General features: G+C 70.1%; 12 protein-coding genes. 5 read left to right on the top strand and 7 right to left on the bottom strand.

Features of this window, described 5'->3' with window-relative positions:
- Positions 1–41: 41 nt before the first annotated feature.
- Positions 42–1,256 carry an ROK family protein gene (locus tag ACFVS6_RS07380; RefSeq protein ID WP_389701488.1) on the bottom strand — a complete coding sequence of 405 codons (1,215 nt, stop codon included), beginning with the start codon at positions 1,254–1,256 and terminating at the stop codon, positions 42–44.
- Between the two features lie 573 nt (positions 1,257–1,829).
- Between ACFVS6_RS07380 and mgtA the strand changes: the two genes are divergently transcribed.
- Positions 1,830–4,550, top strand: a complete 2,721-nt coding sequence (mgtA, locus tag ACFVS6_RS07375) for a magnesium-translocating P-type ATPase (RefSeq protein ID WP_389701487.1) — start codon at positions 1,830–1,832, stop codon at positions 4,548–4,550.
- Positions 4,551–4,583: 33 nt separating this feature from the next.
- Positions 4,584–5,306: an MgtC/SapB family protein gene (locus tag ACFVS6_RS07370; RefSeq protein ID WP_389701485.1), complete on the top strand. Its 723-nt coding sequence runs from the start codon at positions 4,584–4,586 to the stop codon at positions 5,304–5,306.
- 7 nt (positions 5,307–5,313) lie between these two features.
- On the opposite strand, the gene ACFVS6_RS07365 is transcribed toward ACFVS6_RS07370, so the two are convergent.
- The 5 genes from ACFVS6_RS07365 to ACFVS6_RS07345 all read right to left on the bottom strand — a co-directional run bounded on the left by ACFVS6_RS07365 (position 5,314) and on the right by ACFVS6_RS07345 (position 12,894).
- Entirely contained in the window at positions 5,314–6,240 is a 927-nt protein-coding gene (locus ACFVS6_RS07365) for a carbohydrate ABC transporter permease (protein WP_389701483.1), read from the bottom strand.
- A 12-nt stretch (positions 6,241–6,252) separates the two neighbouring features.
- Positions 6,253–7,197 carry a carbohydrate ABC transporter permease gene (locus tag ACFVS6_RS07360; RefSeq protein WP_389701481.1) on the bottom strand — a complete coding sequence of 315 codons (945 nt, stop codon included), beginning with the start codon at positions 7,195–7,197 and terminating at the stop codon, positions 6,253–6,255.
- 43 nt (positions 7,198–7,240) lie between these two features.
- A complete protein-coding gene (gene ngcE / locus ACFVS6_RS07355; protein WP_389701479.1) occupies positions 7,241–8,692 on the bottom strand; it encodes an N-acetylglucosamine/diacetylchitobiose ABC transporter substrate-binding protein in 1,452 nt (483 codons plus the stop codon).
- A 331-nt stretch (positions 8,693–9,023) separates the two neighbouring features.
- Entirely contained in the window at positions 9,024–11,738 is a 2,715-nt protein-coding gene (gene acnA / locus ACFVS6_RS07350; RefSeq protein WP_389701478.1) for an aconitate hydratase AcnA, read from the bottom strand.
- Between the two features lie 154 nt (positions 11,739–11,892).
- Positions 11,893–12,894: a LacI family DNA-binding transcriptional regulator gene (locus ACFVS6_RS07345; protein WP_389701476.1), complete on the bottom strand. Its 1,002-nt coding sequence runs from the start codon at positions 12,892–12,894 to the stop codon at positions 11,893–11,895.
- Positions 12,895–13,101: 207 nt separating this feature from the next.
- On the opposite strand from ACFVS6_RS07345, the gene ACFVS6_RS07340 reads away from it, so the two are divergent.
- Positions 13,102–15,114: an amidohydrolase gene (locus tag ACFVS6_RS07340; protein WP_389701474.1), complete on the top strand. Its 2,013-nt coding sequence runs from the start codon at positions 13,102–13,104 to the stop codon at positions 15,112–15,114.
- A gap of 317 nt (positions 15,115–15,431) precedes the next feature.
- Positions 15,432–16,961, top strand: a complete 1,530-nt coding sequence (locus ACFVS6_RS07335) for a UDP-N-acetylglucosamine 1-carboxyvinyltransferase (RefSeq protein WP_281206080.1) — start codon at positions 15,432–15,434, stop codon at positions 16,959–16,961.
- A 98-nt stretch (positions 16,962–17,059) separates the two neighbouring features.
- Here the strand turns inward: ACFVS6_RS07335 and ACFVS6_RS07330 are convergent, their stop codons facing one another.
- Positions 17,060–17,518: a hypothetical protein gene (locus ACFVS6_RS07330; RefSeq protein WP_389701473.1), complete on the bottom strand. Its 459-nt coding sequence runs from the start codon at positions 17,516–17,518 to the stop codon at positions 17,060–17,062.
- 95 nt (positions 17,519–17,613) lie between these two features.
- On the opposite strand from ACFVS6_RS07330, the gene ACFVS6_RS07325 reads away from it, so the two are divergent.
- A complete protein-coding gene (locus ACFVS6_RS07325) occupies positions 17,614–18,105 on the top strand; it encodes an NUDIX domain-containing protein (RefSeq protein ID WP_389701471.1) in 492 nt (163 codons plus the stop codon).
- The last annotated feature ends 106 nt before the right edge of the window (positions 18,106–18,211 follow it).

Genomic DNA, 18,211 nt, shown 5'->3' with positions numbered 1-18,211 from the left:
CAAGGAGTGAATCCTTAACGAGATGACAACGGTGCCATCCGTTATCTAACTGAAGACATGACGGCGGGCGCTCGCACTCCAAGCCCATTTTCCGCCAAAAGCGTCGAATCGCCCATCTCGCTGAGGACGAGGGCCAGGGCGCCGAGCACCTCCGCACGGCCCCCCAGCGACCCCGTGAGGACCGACAACTGCCGGGCGGCGCTGGGGATCGCGTACCGTCCGACGGACTCCCGGATGGGCGTCAGGACCAGCTCGCCGGCCTCCGCGAGCGAGCCGCCGAGGACGACCCGACTCGGGTTCAGCAGGTTGCACAGGCTGGCCACGCCGCTGCCGATGTGCCGGCCGACGTCGGTGATGACCCGACGGCAGCCGGGGTCGCCGTCGCGGGCCAGCTCGACCACCCGCTCCATCGTCAGGTCCGGTCCGTGGCTGCTCTCCAGCAGCGGCAGCACGTAGCGGGCCGCCGCGAAGGTCTCCAGGCAACCGCGGTTGCCGCAGCGGCAGACGGGCCCCGACTCGTCGAGGGTGATGTGCCCGATCTCGCCCGCCGTGCCGCCGGGACCCCGGTAGATCTGGCCGTTGATCACCAGCCCGGCGCCGACACCACTGGCCACCTTGATGTAGGCCAGGTCCTTGACCCCCCGGCCGCTCCCCCAGACCAACTCGCCCAGCGCGCCGAGGTTCGCGTCGTTGTCCACGTAGACCGGCACGCCGAGTCGTTGCGAGAGCTCCTGGCGCGGGTTGATCCCGGCCCAGCCCGGCAGGATGGCGGTGGAGCCCAGAGTTCCGGACTCCACGTCGATGGGTCCCGGCACGCCGAGACCCACGCCGATGACCTTGTCCCGGCCCACGCCGACACCCTCGATCAGCCGTCCGACCAGCGCCTCGGCCCGGTCGAAACCGTCCACCCACGACGCGTCCACGTCGAGCGGCTCGGACTCCTCGGCCAGTACCTGGTGCGCGAGGTTGCCGACGGCCACCCGCAGGTGGGTGTGGCCGAAGTCCACGCCGATCACGATGCCCGCGTCACCGCTGAGCGAGACGCTGCGGGCCCGGCGGCCGCCGGCCGAGGTGTCGATGACCTCGACGGTCCCGGCCTCCTTGAGCTCGCGGACGATGTTGGAGACCGTGGCCGCCGACAGTCCGGTGGCGCGGGCGATCTCCGCCTGGGTCAGCGAACCGGCGAGCCGCACGGCCCGCACGACCCGTTCCAGATTCGCGCGATGCAGCGAGGACTGCGATCCGGGAGTCTGCACGACTCATCCACTCCTGCCCATAAGCGACGGCGAACCGTCGCCCCCCTGGCCGGCCGTCGCGGCTGAGCGCTCCGAGACTCCGGCGTCTCTCCAACTTGTGAACCTTAAGTCGAGCCTTTGGGCCTCCACACGTCAAGAGGCTGACGCAGCACGAAAAGGACACTGGTGACCAAAAGGATGATCGGGTACCTCCCGGATCGTGTTACGGTCGCTGAGGCGCCGGTCCTCTGCGGCCTTTCCGGCCGGACCGGGCGCCCGCAATGACGGCGCTACGCGAGGAGGTGTTCGGGATGAGTCCCGATCGAAGTCCTCGCAGTGCCCTGCTCGGCTGACCCTTCCGATCGGCCGGCCCTCCACCGGATGAGCACGACGGCGCCCGCGGCGCCCCCGTGCCCCTTCCATTGAGGCACCGCTCCACTCCTTCCGCACGCCCCGCACTCCCGTGCCGGGGCCGCGTCATCCATGCCCACCGGCGCGCCGGCCCGTTCGCGGCCGCTCCGCGCCGACCCATGATCACTCCACGTGACCGCGCGGCTCCGTGCTGCCCGGACACCGTGGAGGGAGGTATTCGTCATGACCATGCTCACCCCTCGTACCCCCACGAAGCTCGCGCCGCCGGGCCGGACCCGCCGCGAGCGCAAGGCCGCCGAGCTGGAGGCCGGGACCCGCCTCGTCGGCGAGCGCCTCACCGCGCTCGGAGCCCGCACGGGTGTCCAGGTCCTCCAGGACCTGGACACCTCCCGCGCCGGACTCACCCACGCCGAGGCCGCGCTCCGTCTGGAGCGGCACGGCGCCAACGTCGTGGCCCGGGAGCGCGCCCCCCGCTGGCCGGTCCAGCTCGCCAAGGCGTACTGGAACCCCTTCATCGGGGTCCTGCTCTTCCTCGCCGGCGTCATGTTCTGGCAGGACCCGGCCGACCCGGGCGTCGTGATCCTCGCCGTGATGGTGGGGATCAGCGGACTGCTCCGCTTCTGGCAGGAGTTCCGCTCCGGCCGCGCGGCCGACGCCCTGAAGCAGCTCGTCACCACCACCTGCGCGGTGCAGCGCCGGGCCGGCAGCGGCTCCGCGCCGACCACGTTCGAGGTGCCCATGGACCAGGTGGTCCCGGGCGACCTCGTGAAGCTGGCCGCGGGCGACCTGATCCCGGCCGACCTGCGGCTCGTGGCCGCCAAGGACCTGATGGTCTCCCAGGCCGCGCTGTCCGGGGAGTCGCTGCCGGTCGCCAAGGCCGACATCCGGGCGGACGACCCGGGCACGGCCGACGCCACCGACCCCGTCGAGGCCGACAACCTCTGCCTGATGGGAACCTCGGTCACGTCCGGCACCGCGACCGGCGTGGTCGTCGCCACCGGAGCCGACACCTGGTTCGGCTCCATGGCCGGCTCGCTCGTCGGCGAGCGTCCGCAGACCAACTTCGACACCGGGGTGCGCAAGGTCAGCTTCCTGCTGATCCGCTTCATGCTGGTGATGGTCCCGGTCGTCTTCATGATCAACGGCTTGACCAAGGGCGACTGGAACGAAGCCTTCCTCTTCGGCATCGCCGTCGCGGTCGGCCTGACCCCCGAGATGCTGCCGATGGTGGTCTCCGCGAACCTGGCCCGCGGCGCGGTCGCGATGTCCCGGCGCAAGGTGGTCGTCAAGCGGCTCAACGCGATCCAGAACCTGGGCGCGATGGACGTCCTGTGCACGGACAAGACCGGCACCCTCACCGAGGACCGGATCGTCCTGGACCGCTACCTCGACGTCCACGGCGACGAGGACACCGAGGTCCTGGAGTACGGCTACCTCAACGCCCACTTCCAGACGGGTCTGCGGAACCTCATGGACCGGGCCGTCATCGACCGCGTGGACGAGGCCGAGGAGGTTGTCGTCGACGCACGGTTCTCGATGGTCGACGAGATCCCCTTCGACTTCGCCCGGCGGCGGATGACGGTGGTCCTGAACCGCAACGGCCTCGCGGCCGGCCCCGCCCGCGCCGAACACGTCATGATCACCAAGGGTGCCGTCGAGGAGGTCCTCGGCCTGTGCACCCACATGACGGACCGCGGCGAGCGGACCGAACTGACGGCGGAGCTGCGCCGGCACGCGGCCCGCATCGCCGAGGACAACAACCGGCGGGGCCTTCGGGTTCTCGCCGTCGCCACCCGCACCGTCGCCGAACCGCGCGACACCTACACCGTCGCGGACGAGGACGGGCTGACCCTGGTCGGCTTCCTCGCCTTCCTCGACCCGCCGAAGGCCTCCGCCGCCGCGGCCCTCCAGGGCCTCGCCGACAAGGGCATCGCGGTCAAGGTGGTCACCGGGGACAACGAGCTCGTCGCGGCCCGCGTCTGCGCCGAGGTCGGCATCGAGGTGGGACACGTGGTCTCGGGCGCCGAGGTCGACGCCCTCGACGACGCGGCGCTGCGCGCGCTGGCCGCCCGTACGACGGTCTTCGCCAAGGCCAACCCCGTCCAGAAGGCCCGCATCGTGCGCGCCCTCCAGGCCGAGGGCCACACCGTCGGCTTCCTCGGGGACGGGATCAACGACGCGGCCGCCCTGCGGGACGCCGACGTCGGCATCTCGGTCGACACCGCGGTGGACATCGCCAAGGAGTCGGCGGACATCATCCTGCTGGAGAAGGACCTGACGGTCCTGGAGCAGGGGGTCGTCCAGGGTCGGACCACGTTCGGCAACACGATCAAGTACATCAAGATGACCGCGTCGTCGAACTTCGGCAACGTCTTCTCGGTGCTGGTGGCGAGCGCGTTCATCCCCTTCCAGCCGATGCTCGCGATCATGCTGCTGGTGCAGAACCTGGTCTACGACATCTCCCAGCTGGCGACCCCCTGGGACCGGATGGACGCGGAGTACCTGCGCAAGCCCCGCAACTGGGACGCCAAGGGCATCTTCCGTTTCATGGTCACCATCGGCCCCATCAGCTCGATCTTCGACATCGCCATGTTCGTGATCATGTGGAACGTGTTCGCGGCGAACAGCGAGGCGCACCAGGCGCTCTTCCAGTCCGGCTGGTTCGTCGAGGGCCTGCTCTCGCAGACCCTGGTCGTCCACATGATCCGTACCCGCAGGATCCCCTTCATCCAGTCCCGCGCCTCGTGGCCGGTGATGGTGATGACGGTCCTCGCCGTACTGACCGGCCTGTGGCTGCCCTTCTCGCCGCTGGCCTCCTCGCTGGGCTTCGTGGCCCTGCCGGCGAGCTACTTCCCCTGGCTGATCAGCGTCCTGCTCGCCTACTGCACGCTCACCCAGTTCGTGAAGACCCGCTACATCCGGCGCTTCGGCACCTGGCTGTAGCGGGGGCGGAGCAAGGGGAAGGAGGTCCGACCCATGACGCTGCTCGGCGAATGGGGGATGGCCGGACACCTCGGCGCCGCGCTCGGCTTCGGCGCGCTGATCGGCCTGGAACGGCAGTGGCGGGCCCGGCTGGCGGGACTGCGTACGAACGCCCTGGTCGCGGGCGGGGCCGCGCTGTTCGTGCTGCTCTCGCAGTACGGGTTCCTCGGGACGGTCTCCGAGGTGAACTACGACGGCTCCCGGGTCGCCGCCCAGGTCGTCTCCGGGATCGGGTTCCTCGGTGCCGGAGTGATCATGCGGGACGGGCTCGGCGTACGGGGCCTGAACACGGCCGCCACCCTGTGGTGCTCGGCGGCCGTGGGCTGCCTGGCGGGGGTCGGCCTCTTCGTCCTGGCGGCCTTCGGCACGGCGGGCGTGGTGGGGACCAACCTCCTGCTGCGCCCGCTGGGCCGGCGCCTGGACCGCGAGCCGCGCGGCGGGGCGGAGGTGGCGTCCGACTACCACTTCGAGGCGGTGTGCACGGAGGCGGAGGAGGCCCGCGTCCGCCACCGGGTGGTGGACGCGCTGGGCCGGCCCGGGTACCAGCTGCGGGAGATCCGCAGCCAGGACGGACCGGCCGACGGCCTGGTCACCGTATCGGCGCTGCTGACCGCCGAGGGGACGCAGGGCCGGACGCTGGAGGAGGCCGTCAGCAGCCTCTCGCTCGACCCGGCGGTCTCGGCGGTCGGTTGGTCGGTCCTGCCCGACCGGGCGTGATCCGCCGCTACTTGAGGGTCGCGGAGGTCAGGCCCGCCTGGATCTGGCGCTGGAAGGACAGGTAGACCACCAGCATCGGGATCATCGCGATGGTCACGCCGGCGAACAGCACCGGCAGGTCCGTCTCGTACCCCATCTGGTACTGGAGTTGGATCAGGCCCTGGGTGAGCATGTAGCGCTCGGGGTCCGATCCGCTCTGGGGCTGCATCAGCACGGAGGGCAGGATGTACTGGTTCCACTGCCCCAGGACATTGAATATCCCCACGCTGATCAGGCCGGGCTTGGCCATCGGCAGCATCACCTGGAAGAAGATCCGGGTGTCGGAGGCCCCGTCGATCACGGCCGCCTCGTGCACCGCCGTCGGCAGGGTGCGGAAGAAGGAGTGCATGAAGAAGACGGTGAACGGCATCGAGTAGGCGACGTAGACCAGGATCAGACCCTGGTAGCTGTTCAGCATGTCGAGGCGCTTGACCATGAAGAACAGCGGAACGAGCGCCAGGAACACCGGGAACATCGCCCCGCTGACGAAGAAGTAGTAGATGATCCGGTTCCCCTTGAAGGGATACCGGGCCAGCACGTACGCCGCCATGGAGCCCAACAGCATGGTGAGCGGCACCGAGAACACCATCACGATGAGGGTGTTGGCGAAGTAGTCGCCGATGCCCTTCTCCCAGGCCCGCCCGAAGGCGTCGAAGTTCCAGTTCGAGGGCCAGGCGAGGGCCGATCCGCCGATCTGCGAGTCCGTCTTGAAGGATCCGAGCGTCAGCCAGATCAGCGGCAGGACGATCAGTATCGCCCAGACGGCCAGGAAGCCGTGCGAGAAGACGTTGAGCACCATGCCGTCGGAGGTGCGGCTCCCGCCCCCCTTGGGACGGCCGCTGCCGCCGGACTTCTCGGCCGCGGCCTCACCGGGGGCCTTGATCACTGTGGTCATCGTGTCTCCCGCTCAGAACTCGATGCGCTCGCGGCGGGTGGCGCGCAGCGTGACAAGGGAAAGGATCAGGGTCAGGATCAGCATGACCACGCCCATGGCGCAGGCGTATCCGCTCTTGCCGAAGTAGAGGAAGTTGCGCATCAGGACCGTGGCCATGACCTCGCTGTGGTGATCGGGCCCGCCGCCGAACTGGCCCGAGGTCATGGTCGACACGAGGACGAACATGTCCATCGCGGCGATGCCCAGATAGACCGCCGAGGTCTGTACGGAGTCCCAGAGCAGCGGCAGCGTGACCTTGACGAAGGTCTGGGCGCGGCCGGCGCCGTCCAGCAGGGCGGCCTCGTAGATGTCCCTCGGGACGGACTGCATGGCCGCCGAGAAGAGGACCAGGTAGAAGCCGACGCCGTGCCACACGACCACGAGCAGCAGGCACCAGAGCACCAGGTCGGGCTCGTTGAGCCATTCGATGGGGTGGGCCGGATCGACGACGCCGATCCGGGTGAGGAAGCCGTTCAGCAGGCCGCCCTCGTCACTGCGGTACACGGCGCCGAACAGCACCGCGAGGATGGCGAGGGAGAGGACCTGCGGGAAGAAGTAGACGATCTTGTAGAAGGCGGATCCGCGCACGCCCCGGACGCCACCGGCCCCGCTGCGCCCTCCCGCGTTCACCATGAAGGCGAAGAAGAGGGCGAGCAGGATGGTGACCGCGGGGACGAACACCAGGAGCAGCAGGTTGTGCCACAGGGCCCCGAGGAAGACCTCGTCCTTCATCAGCGCCGAGTAGTTGTCCAGCCCGACGATCTCGAACGTCGGTGACTGGCCCGACCAGTTGGTGAAGGAATAGCCGAACGTCTGGATGTACGGCCAGATGACGAAGGTCAGGTACAGCGCGAGGGGCAGGACGAGGAATCCGGCGATGAAGCCGCCCCGTCCCCTGCTCGTGGCTACTTGGCTCATGGTGTCCGTCCCTGATGGTTCCGGGTGCCCGGTGGACGCGGGGTCAGCTGCGCTTGTTGTTCTTGGCGTTCGGGTCCTTGGCCGCCTTGTCGACCGCGGCCTGGGCCCGCTTGATCCATTCCTTGGGCTGGATGCGCTGGGCCATCAGCTCGTTGGACGCGTTCTCGATCTCGGTGCCCATCTCGCTGTACCACTCGGTGTACAGGTAGTTGAAGGTGTTGTCCCCCGCGCCCTTGAGGGCCTCGACCGCGGACTGGGTGCCGGGCCGGAGCTTGACGCCCGGATCGACGCCGTCCTTGACGACGGTGAGCGAGTTGGCCTGCTGGGCGAAGATCGTCGACCATTCGCGGGACAGCATCGAACGCAGGAACTCCAGGCCCCCGGCCTTGTTGGCGGCCTTCTCCGGGACGATGAAGGGCTCGCCGGCGCCGGCCCGGATGGCCTCGAAGGGGAGCTTGCTGTCGGCCAGTACGGGCATCGGCAGGAACTTCATGTCGAAGTCCTCCGGGGTCTGCTTCAGCTGCTCGTTCTCCAGCCAGGAACCGGAGGGGATGAAGGCGGCCTTGTACTGGTTCCAGGCGGTCTGGGACTCCGTGTGGGTGAGGCCGTTGGTGCCCGGCAGCAGGAGGCCCTTCTCGACGACCTCGTAGACCGCCTCGACCGCGGCCAGTGCCGCCGGGTTGCCCTCGAAGGCGTTCGGCTCCAGGTTGTCGATGGCCTTCATGGCCTCCAGACCGCCCTTCTTGGCGATCAGGTCCATGATGACGACGTTGATGTAGTACGGGTACTTGCCCTGGTGGGCGAGGCCGCCGATGCCGGCCTCCTTGGCCTTGGTGCACACGGCGAGGAACTCGTCCCAGGTCTTCGGCGCCGTCCAGCCCTTCTCCTTGAAGAGCTTGCCGGAGTACCAGAGGCCGAAGACGGTGTAGACGTAGTTCAGGGCCACGAACTTGCCGCCCTGGGTGCCCTGTTCGATCGTGCCCTTGATGAGGGTGTCGCGCACCTTCTTGGCGGGGTCGTCGAGCGAGGGGGCGTCGAGCACCTGCGTGAGGTCGGCGAGCTGGCCGCCCTTGAAGAGCACGTCCAGCTTGATCTGCTGGGCGCCGGCGTCGTCGACGACGTCCGGCGGGTTGCCGCCGTTGAAGCGCGGCTGGAGCTTGGCCGTGATCTCCTGGGTGCCGAGGTGGGAGCTGGTGGTGCCCCACTTCTTGTCGAAGGCGGCTTCCCAGGCCTTGGCGTAGTCGTCACCGAATCCGCCCTTGAATACGACCACCTCCAGCTTGCCGCCCTTGGCGACGCCGAACGGGTTCTCGGGGGAGGTGGCGGCCTTGGACTCGTTGCCCTTCGGGGCCGCCTCGCCGCCGGAGGCGCACGCGGACAGGAAGCTCATCGTCGGGACGGCGATCAGGCCGAGTGCCGCGGAGCGCTTGATCAGGTCCCGGCGGCCGAGGCCCTCACCGGTGCTGTTCTCGCCGTGGGCGGAGGTGGATCCCATGCTCAAGTCCTCGCCTTCGTCAGGAGTGTGAAGGAGGCGGGAAGACACGGCAGTTCCCGTGCATGCGGCATCACCGCAGGTCCCCGCCGTCCCCCGGTCCGGAGCCGCTCATTTCGCGGTGGTCCGGACGGGCACAGGTATAGTCCACTTCCGCTCGGCTGAGCAAGATCGTGCACAAGGATCGTCCCCGGCTTTTCCGAGTTGAGACCTCACCGTCACCTGGCCTGCTCCCCCAGGAGCGCCCCGAGCAAACGGAAGGGCCGTATCCCCTTGTACGGGGATACGGCCCTATGGTGCCGATCGCGGGCGGATCGCTCCGCCCGGCGCGCCCTTAGCCTCGGATGAGGTTGCGGAGCACGTACTGCATGATGCCGCCGTTGCGGTAGTAGTCCGCCTCACCCGGCGTGTCGATGCGCACGACCGCGTCGAACTCCACTCCGGTGTCGGTGGTCACCTTGACGGTGCGCGGGGTGGTGCCGTTGTTCAGCTCCTCCACACCGGTGAAGGAGAAGGTCTCCTCGCCGGTGAGGCCCAGGGTGGCCGCGGTGACGCCCTCGGGGAACTGCAGGGGCAGGACGCCCATGCCGATCAGGTTGGAGCGGTGGATGCGCTCGTAGGACTCGGCGATGACGGCCTTGACGCCGAGCAGCGCGGTGCCCTTGGCGGCCCAGTCGCGGGACGAGCCCGAGCCGTACTCCTTGCCCGCCAGGATGACCAGCGGGATGCCGGCGGCCTGGTAGTTCTGGGAGGCGTCGTAGATGAAGGAGACCGGCGCGCCCTCGACGGTGAAGTCGCGGGTGAAGCCGCCCTCGGTGCCCGCGGCGATCTGGTTGCGCAGGCGGATGTTGGCGAAGGTACCGCGGATCATGACCTCGTGGTTGCCGCGGCGGGAACCGTACGAGTTGAAGTCGCGGCGCTCGACGCCGTGCTCCGTGAGGTACTTGCCGGCCGGGGTGTCGGCCTTGATCGCACCGGCCGGGGAGATGTGGTCGGTGGTGACCGAGTCGCCCAGCTTCGCCAGCACGCGCGCGCCGGCGATGTCGGAGACCGGGGTGGTCTCCATCGTCATGCCCTCGAAGTACGGGGGCTTGCGCACGTAGGTGGACTGCGGGTCCCACTCGAAGGTGTTGCCGGTCGGGATCTCCAGCGCCTGCCACTGGGCGTCGCCCGCGAAGACGTCCTGGTAGGACTTGTTGAACATGTCCTCGCCGATGGCGTTCGCCACGACGTCGTTGACCTCGGCCTCCGACGGCCAGATGTCGGTCAGGAAGACCGGCTTGCCTTCGAGGTCCGTGCCCAGCGCGTCCTTGGTGATGTCCACCTTCATGGAGCCCGCGATGGCGTACGCGACGACCAGCGGCGGGGAGGCCAGGTAGTTCATCTTGACGTCGGGGTTGATGCGGCCCTCGAAGTTGCGGTTGCCCGAGAGGACCGAGGTGACCGCGAGGTCGGCCTCGTTGATCGCCTTCGAGATCTCCTCGTCCAGCGGACCGGAGTTGCCGATGCAGGTGGTGCAGCCGTACCCGACGAGGTTGAAGCCCATCTTGTCGAGGTACGGGGTCAGACCGGCCTTGTCGAAGTAGTCGGTGACGACCTTCGAACCCGGGGCGAGGGTGGTCTTGACCCAGGGCTTGCGGGTCAGGCCCTTCTCGGACGCCTTCTTGGCCACGAGCGCCGCGGCGACCATGACGTAGGGGTTCGAGGTGTTGGTGCAGGAGGTGATCGCGGCGACGGTGACGGCGCCGTGGTCGATCTCGAAGGAGGTGCCGTCGGCCAGGGTCACCAGGGTGGGCTTGGTGGGCACACCGTTGGAGGACGCCGGGGCGTCGGACGCCGGGAACGACTCCTTGCCGGCCTCCTCGTCGTCGCTGACGTAGTTGCGTACGTCCACGGCGAACTGCTCGGCGGCGTTCGCGAGGACGATGCGGTCCTGCGGGCGCTTCGGGCCGGCGATGGAGGGGACGACCGTGGAGAGGTCGAGCTCCAGCTTCTCGGAGAAGTCCGGCTCGGCGGCCGGGTCCAGCCACAGACCCTGCTCCTTGGCGTACGCCTCGACCAGGGCGACCTGCTGGGCGTCGCGGCCCGTCAGGCGCAGGTACTTCAGCGTCTCGTCGTCGATCGGGAACGTCGCGGCGGTGGAGCCGAACTCCGGCGACATGTTGCCGATGGTGGCGCGGTTCGCGAGGGAGGTGGCGGCGACGCCCTCACCGTAGAACTCGACGAACTTGCCGACGACGCCGTGCTTGCGGAGCATCTCGGTGATGGTCAGCACGAGGTCGGTGGCGGTGGTGCCGGCCGGCAGCTCGCCGGTCAGCTTGAAGCCGACGACGCGCGGGATCAGCATGGAGACCGGCTGGCCGAGCATCGCGGCCTCGGCCTCGATGCCGCCGACGCCCCAGCCCAGCACGCCCAGGCCGTTGACCATGGTGGTGTGCGAGTCGGTGCCGACGAGGGTGTCGGGGTAGGCCTGGCCGTTGCGGACCATGACCGTGCGGGCCAGGTGCTCGATGTTGACCTGGTGCACGATGCCGGTGCCCGGGGGGACGACCTTGAACTCGTCGAAGGCGGTCTGGCCCCAGCGCAGGAACTGGTAGCGCTCCTTGTTGCGGCCGTACTCCAGCTCCACGTTCTGGGCGAACGCCTCGCGGGTGCCGAACTTGTCGGCGATGACCGAGTGGTCGATGACCAGCTCGGCCGGGGCCAGCGGGTTGATCTTGGAGGCGTCGCCGCCGAGGGCCTTCACGGCCTCGCGCATGGTGGCGAGGTCGACGACGCAGGGGACGCCGGTGAAGTCCTGCATGATCACGCGAGCCGGCGTGAACTGGATCTCCTCGCTGGGCTGGGCCTGCGAGTCCCAGTTGCCGAGCGACCGGATGTGGTCGGCGGTGATGTTCGCGCCGTCCTCGGTGCGGAGCAGGTTCTCCAGCAGGACCTTCAGGCTGTAGGGAAGGCGGGCGGAGCCCTCGACCTTGTCCAGCTTGAAGATCTCGTACGACTCGTCGCCCACCTGCAGCGTGCTGCGGGCGTCGAAGCTGTTCGCCGACACGACAGTCTCCTTCATGCATGATTTCGCGCGTATTACCGCAATCCTGCCGTGTGGCGCTCTGGCCAATCCGCTAAGGTGAGGCTAAGTTAGGTAACCCTTACCGGCGGGACGGCTGCGGTACGCCTTGGGCAGTTATCTCGATGTCGAGATAACTCTAGTACATGTCCGGGGGAAGGGACGAGGCACGCACCCTCAGTCCTGCCGTCACCGTGCGCTGACCCGGGGATTCCGCCTGCCCTGATTCGATCAGTGTGACCAGCGCGGACACCGCCGTCACGGCAATCCGCTCGGGGCACAGCGTGACGGTCGTCACGGCGGGTTCGGACGCCGCGTACGCGGGATCCTCGCTGGCGCAGACCAGCAGCAGGTCCCCGGGCGTACGGATCCCGTGACGCGCGGCGGCGGCCAGCACCTGGCGACCGCCCGGGTCGTACACGCTGTACACGGCGTCGGGGCGGTCCGGCGCGGCGAACGCGGCGTCGAAGGCGTGCCCCGCCGCGTCCTCGGGGTCGAACACGACGATCCGCGCGCTCCGGCCGCGCTCCGCGCACCACTGTTCGTAGGCCGAGGTGACGGCCCCGGTGTAGAACTCCCTGCCGTAACCGGAGTGCAGGGCGATCCGGCGGGCCCCGGACCCGGCGAGGTGGTCGAGCACCTCGCGGGTCGTGGCGGCGTGGTCGTTGTCCACCCATATGTCACCGGGGCGCGGGTCGGTGGGGCGGCCGTCGAAGACCACCGGGAGTCCGCGCGCCCGCAGGGCCCGCAGCACCCGGTCGCCGTCCGGGCTGTCGAGCAGCAGCATCCCGTCGACGGCGAGGGTGTGCCACAGGGGCTCGGCGCCCCGGTCGGCCGGGAGGGTGGTCAGCGCGTAGCCGCGGGCGTGGGCCGCGGAGGTGGCCGCGGTGAGCAGGCGGGAGAAGTAGGCGACCCCCGCGAAGTCCCACGCCGAGCCGGCGTAGGTCGTGACGGCGACGCCCAGGGTCCGGGTACGGGGGCCGCGGTGGACTCCGTACCCGAGGGCGGCGGCGGTCTCGCGAACCCGGCGGCGGGTGCCCTCGCCGAGCCGGCCGGTGCCGTTGAGGGCGTGCGAGACGGTCGCGGTGGAGACCTCGGCGGCGCGCGCGATGTCGGCGATGGTCGGTCCCGGTCCAGGCACGCGGCCATCGTACGGATGGATCGGGGGTGGGGGTGGGGTCGGTGGCGGTGGGGGGCGGCGGTGGCGGTGCGGCTGCGGCTGCGGCTGCGGCTGCGGCTGCGGCTGCGGAATCCGTGGGGCGGGACGGGTACTGGTTACGGGCTTAATCAAGGAGCGTCCTGTCCTCGCCACATCCACCGATCCCTTCTTGTTCCGTTCGGAGCGGCCATGACGACATCTCTGTCCCTGCCCCGCCACACCTCCTCCTCCGCCCCCCACTCCCCCGCCGCGCCCGCGTCCGTGTCGCCGCCCGCGCCCGCCCCGTCCGCCGCCCTGTCGCGGCGGGGGCTCCTCGCGGCGGCCGGCGCCGCGGGGGCGGCGGGACAGCACGCCGCCGCCGCCACGCCCGCCGCGGCGGCTACCGCGGGCTCCTCGGGGCGCGCCTCGGCGGCGCTGGTCATCCACAACGCCCGGGTGTTCACCGGGGTGGAACAGGGCGGTCCGGCCCGGTCGGTGGCGGTCGGGCGGGACGGCCGGATCCTGGCCGTGGGTCCGGACGCGGCGCTGCGCCGGTACGTCGGCCGTGACACCGAGACGGTGGACGCCCGCGGGAACACCGTCATGAGCGGCATCCACGACGGCCACGTGCACCCGCTGGGCGCCGGGGACCGGTCGCTGCGGCCCTCCCTGGAGGGCGCCGAGACCACCGCGGTCGAACTGCGCACGATCCTCACCGGCTTCCTCGCGGACACCGGCGGCGCGGCCGCGGAGCCGGACCGTTGGCTGGTGGTGGAGGACTGGAATCCGGTCGGGCTGCTGCCGACCGGAACCGCTCCGCACCACTCCCTGCTGGACGCGCTGGCGACCCGACGGCCCGTGATCCTGGTCGGCGGGGACGGGCACAACCTGTGGGCGAACCGGCGGGCCCTGGAGATCGCCGGCGTCACCGCCGCGACCCCCGATCCGGTGGGCGGCCGCATCGTGCGGGGACCGGACGGACTGCCGACGGGCGTGTTCAAGGACGACGCCCAGGACCTGGTGAAGCGGCACGTGCCGCAGCCCTCGCGGGCGGAACTCGTCGCGGCGTGCGCCGCGGTGCTGGAGCTGGCGGCGGCCTCCGGGGTCACCACGATGATGGACGCCCTGGTGGGCCGGCACGAGCTGGACCTCTACCGCGAGTTGGCGGGGGCCGGTCGGCTGCCGCAGCGGATCGTCCCCGCGATCCGGCTCGACGCCGCGCAGGCGAAGGACCCGTCGGCGGCGCTCGCGTACGCGCGGGGCCTGCGGCGGGAGTACGAGGGGGTGCCGGGCCTGCGGTTCGGGATGGTGAAGGTGTTCCTGGACGGGGTGATCGAGCACCCGGCGCAGACGGCCGCGCTGCTGGAGCCGTACCTGGACGGGGCGGGGAAACCGACGGGGAACCGGGGCGAGCTCTACACCTCGGCGGCGGACTACGGCCGGCTGACCGCGGCCTTCAACTCCGCGGGATGGCAGATGCACGCCCACGGGCTGGGCGACCGGGCGGTCCGTACCGCTCTGGACGGATACGCGTACGCGCGCCGGGCGACCGGGCTGCGGGATCCGCGCAACGCGGTGGCGCACCTCCAGCTCGTGGACCCGGCCGACCTGCGGCGCTTCGCGCAACTCGGCGTGGCGGCCTGCATGCAGCTCCAATGGGCGGCGCGGGACACCTGGACGATGGAGGCGCTGCTGCCGTACATCGGCCCGCGACGCCACCGGTGGTTGTACCCGGCGCTCAGCCTGGAGCGGGCCGGGGCGCGCCTCGCGGGCGGCTCCGACTGGCCCGTGGACGCCCTCCAGGTGTGGAACCAGCTGCGTACGGCGATCGACCGGCAGGGCGCCCACGGCTCGGGACCCCTCCACCGGGAGCTGGAGGGGCTGGGGCGGAGCAGCGTGCTGCGGATGCACACCTCCGGGACGGCGTGGCAACTGCGCCAGGAGGGGCTGACGGGGACGGTGGAGCAGGGCAGGGCGGCGGACCTCGTCATCCTGGACCGCGACGTGACGCGCTGCCCGGTGGCGGACATCAGCGGCACGGAGGTACGACTCACCCTGGTCGGCGGCCGGGTGGTGCACGACGCGGATTCGACGGCGGGCAAGGCCGCTTCGGCCCGGATGGCGTCCCGGCCGGTGTCGGGCCCGTTGTCGGGTCCGCGCCCCGTCTCCGCGACGGCGGTGCACGGCGGCCGTCACCGCGCCTGCGGCTGCGCGACGAGCTGAACCGCCGGGCGGGCGGGTCGGGGGCGCCTGCGGGCGCGCGGCGCCCCCTTCCACTTCAACACGATCTGCGCAATACCGCCCCACATGCGGCATATCGCACCGTCCGCCATCCGGAGCCGGGCGAACGCCCGTCCCAACTCCACGACGGACCCGGGAAACGGCCGCCCGACGATCCCCCGCAACCCCACCCGCACCCCCGCCCACCCCACCGAAAACATCCGCCACATGGCGAGCCGGGGCGCGGATCTGACGGTCGGTAACACTCGTCTGCCACACCCAGCGCGAGCGACATCTCATATCTGAGATACCGTGCACCCATGGCAGACGACTACCTCGTACGCATCGGCAAGCTCATCCGTGACGCCCGGCAGCACCGCGGCTGGACGCAGAGTCAACTCGCGGACGCCCTGGGCACCAGCCAGAGCGCCGTGAACCGGATCGAGCGCGGCAACCAGAACATCAGCCTTGAGATGATCGCCCGAATCGGCGAGGCTCTCGACAGCGAGATCGTCTCTCTGGGCTACGCCGGTCCGATGCACCTGCGCGTCGTCGGCGGCCGGCGCCTGTCCGGCGCCATCGACGTCAAGACGAGCAAGAACGCGTGCGTGGCCCTGCTGTGCGCCTCGCTCCTCAACAAGGGCCGCACGGTGCTCCGGCGCGTGGCCCGCATCGAGGAGGTGTACCGCCTCCTGGAGGTCCTGAACTCCATCGGCGTGCGCACCCGCTGGATCAACGACGGCGTCGACCTGGAACTCATCCCGCCGGCGCGCCTCGACATGGACGCCATGGACGCCGACGCCGCCCGCCGGACCCGCAGCATCATCATGTTCCTGGGCCCGCTGCTGCACCGCATGGACCACTTCCGCCTGCCCTACGCCGGCGGCTGCGACCTCGGCACCCGCACCATCGAGCCGCACATGATCGCCCTGCGCCGCTTCGGCCTGGACATCACCGCGACCGAGGGCATCTACCACGCACAGGTGGAGGCCGGCGTCTCCCCCGACCGACCGATCGTGCTGACCGAGCGCGGGGACACGGTCACCGAGAACGCGCTGCTGGCCGCGGCCCGCCACGACGGCGTCACCGTCATCCGCAACGCCTCCTCCAACTACATGGTCCAGGACCTGTGCTTCTTCCTGGAGGCTCTGGGCGTCGAGGTCGAGGGCATCGGCACCACCACCCTCACCGTCCACGGCGTCCCGAACATCGACGTCGACGTGGACTACTCCCCCTCCGAGGACCCGGTCGAGGCGATGAGCCTGCTGGCCGCCGCGGTGGTCACCGAGTCCGAGCTGACGATCCGCCGGGTCCCGATCGAGTTCATGGAGATCGAGCTCGCGGTTCTGGAGGAGATGGGCCTCGACCACGACCGTTCGGCCGAGTACGTCGCCGACAACGGCCGCACCCGCTTGGTCGACCTCACGGTCCGCCCGTCGAAGCTCGAAGCCCCCATCGACAAGATCCACCCGATGCCCTTCCCCGGGTTGAACATCGACAACGTCCCGTTCTTCGCCGCCATCGCCGCCGTCGCCCAGGGCCAGACCCTGATCCACGACTGGGTGTACGACAACCGGGCCATCTACCTGACCGACCTCAACCGCCTCGGCGGCCGCCTCCAGCTCCTGGACCCCCACCGCGTCCTGGTCGAGGGCCCGACCCGCTGGCGCGCCGCGGAGATGATGTGCCCGCCGGCCCTGCGCCCGGCGGTGGTCGTCCTGCTCGCCATGATGGCCGCCGAGGGCACCTCGGTCCTGCGCAACGTCTACGTCATCAACCGCGGCTACGAGGAACTCGCCGAACGCCTCAACTCGGTGGGCGCCCAGATCGAGATCTTCCGCGACATCTGACCCGGCCACGGCCGGCGCGCAGGTTTCGGCGCACTCGTGCAAAATGGCAGCGCCCCCTCCCCGACGCAAACGGGGAGGGGGCGCCGCGCTGTGCGGGGTCAGACGTTCCGGCGCTGGTACGGCAGGCCGCGGATCTGGCGGCCGACCTCGGAAGCGGGGTTGTTCAGGGCCTCGTAGACCTTGTGGCCCGAGTCGCGGGCGCCGCCGGCCCAGCCGACCGTGCCCTTGTCGTCGACCTTGGCGGCGACGCCGCCCCAGTAGTCGGCCTCCCGCTCCCGGCGGACGTCCTCCAGCAGCCCGCGTACGGTCTGCCCGGCGGGGAGCGTCTCCTTGGACCAGGACATCTGACGGTGCACCGTGGCTCCGAGGCCGGCGAGGACGGCGGGCGCCGTGATCGCGGTCTTGGCGTGGAAGAGCTCGGCGTGGTCCCGGATGATGGCGCTCAACGCCTCGCCGGTTTCCCGCTTGACGGCGTTCGGCTCGGCGTCCTTGATGTCGTCCGGGTCGACGTCGCCGGAGGCGGCGTGGATGCCGGGCTTGCCGAGGGTGGTGGTCACGACGAGCCTGCGCAGGGGGCACGAGGGCGGACCGCGCGCGGCCGGCCGTCGGGGCCGACAGACTGGGGGCCGAGAACACGATCGAAGGGGATCCCATGGCCAACGGGTGGTTGCCGCCTGCGGAGTACGTCCGGACCATTGCTCGGGCCACCAGCTACGCCTGTCTGTACTTCACCGATGCCATCGGGCGGCCGGTGCAGTTGCGGGCGGTGCACGCGTACGAGGAGTGGCAGTGGCCCGGCGGGAACATGGATCCCGGGGAGACGCCGTGGCAGTGCGCGGTGCGGGAGTGCCTGGAGGAGACCGGGATCGTCTTCGAGGGGGCGCCCCGGCTGCTCGGTACGCACTTCATCGGGCACCAGGGCGAGGCGTGGCCGGCGAACCACATCGGCTTCATCTTCGACGGGGGCACGCTGTCGGACGACCGGATCGCCTCCATCGTCCTGGATCCGGCCGAGCACCGGGAGGTCGGGGTCCGTTCGGTGGAGGAGTGGGAGGGGCTCATGACCCCGGTGAACTTCCGGCGGCTCAAGGAGATCGACGCCGCCCGCAGGGAGGGGCGCGTGGCGTACATGGAGACTCCCTGACGGCGGTGTGATGTCAGTGGAATATGACTCCAAGCAGCTGACCCGACGGGGCTGACACGAGTAGACTGCGGCGTTTTTCGTTTCCATACCGTTTGACACCGTTGAC

Source organism: Streptomyces sp. NPDC057939 (assembly GCF_042887545.1).
GTDB lineage: Bacteria > Actinomycetota > Actinomycetes > Streptomycetales > Streptomycetaceae > Streptomyces.
This window is presented reverse-complemented; position numbering and strand designations above follow the sequence as displayed.

Bases quoted from the DNA above. Each gene is read 5' to 3' on its own strand.
- ACFVS6_RS07370 (WP_389701485.1), top strand. From the start codon at position 4,584: ATGACGCTGCTCGGCGAATGGGGGATGGCCGGACACCTCGGCGCCGCG.
- mgtA (WP_389701487.1), top strand. From the start codon at position 1,830: ATGACCATGCTCACCCCTCGTACCCCCACGAAGCTCGCGCCGCCGGGC.
- ACFVS6_RS07335 (WP_281206080.1), top strand. From the start codon at position 15,432: ATGGCAGACGACTACCTCGTACGCATCGGCAAGCTCATCCGTGACGCC.
- ACFVS6_RS07340 (WP_389701474.1), top strand. From the start codon at position 13,102: ATGACGACATCTCTGTCCCTGCCCCGCCACACCTCCTCCTCCGCCCCC.
- ACFVS6_RS07325 (WP_389701471.1), top strand. From the start codon at position 17,614: ATGGCCAACGGGTGGTTGCCGCCTGCGGAGTACGTCCGGACCATTGCT.
- ACFVS6_RS07365 (WP_389701483.1), bottom strand. From the start codon at position 6,240: ATGACCACAGTGATCAAGGCCCCCGGTGAGGCCGCGGCCGAGAAGTCC.
- ngcE (WP_389701479.1), bottom strand. From the start codon at position 8,692: ATGGGATCCACCTCCGCCCACGGCGAGAACAGCACCGGTGAGGGCCTC.
- ACFVS6_RS07360 (WP_389701481.1), bottom strand. From the start codon at position 7,197: ATGAGCCAAGTAGCCACGAGCAGGGGACGGGGCGGCTTCATCGCCGGA.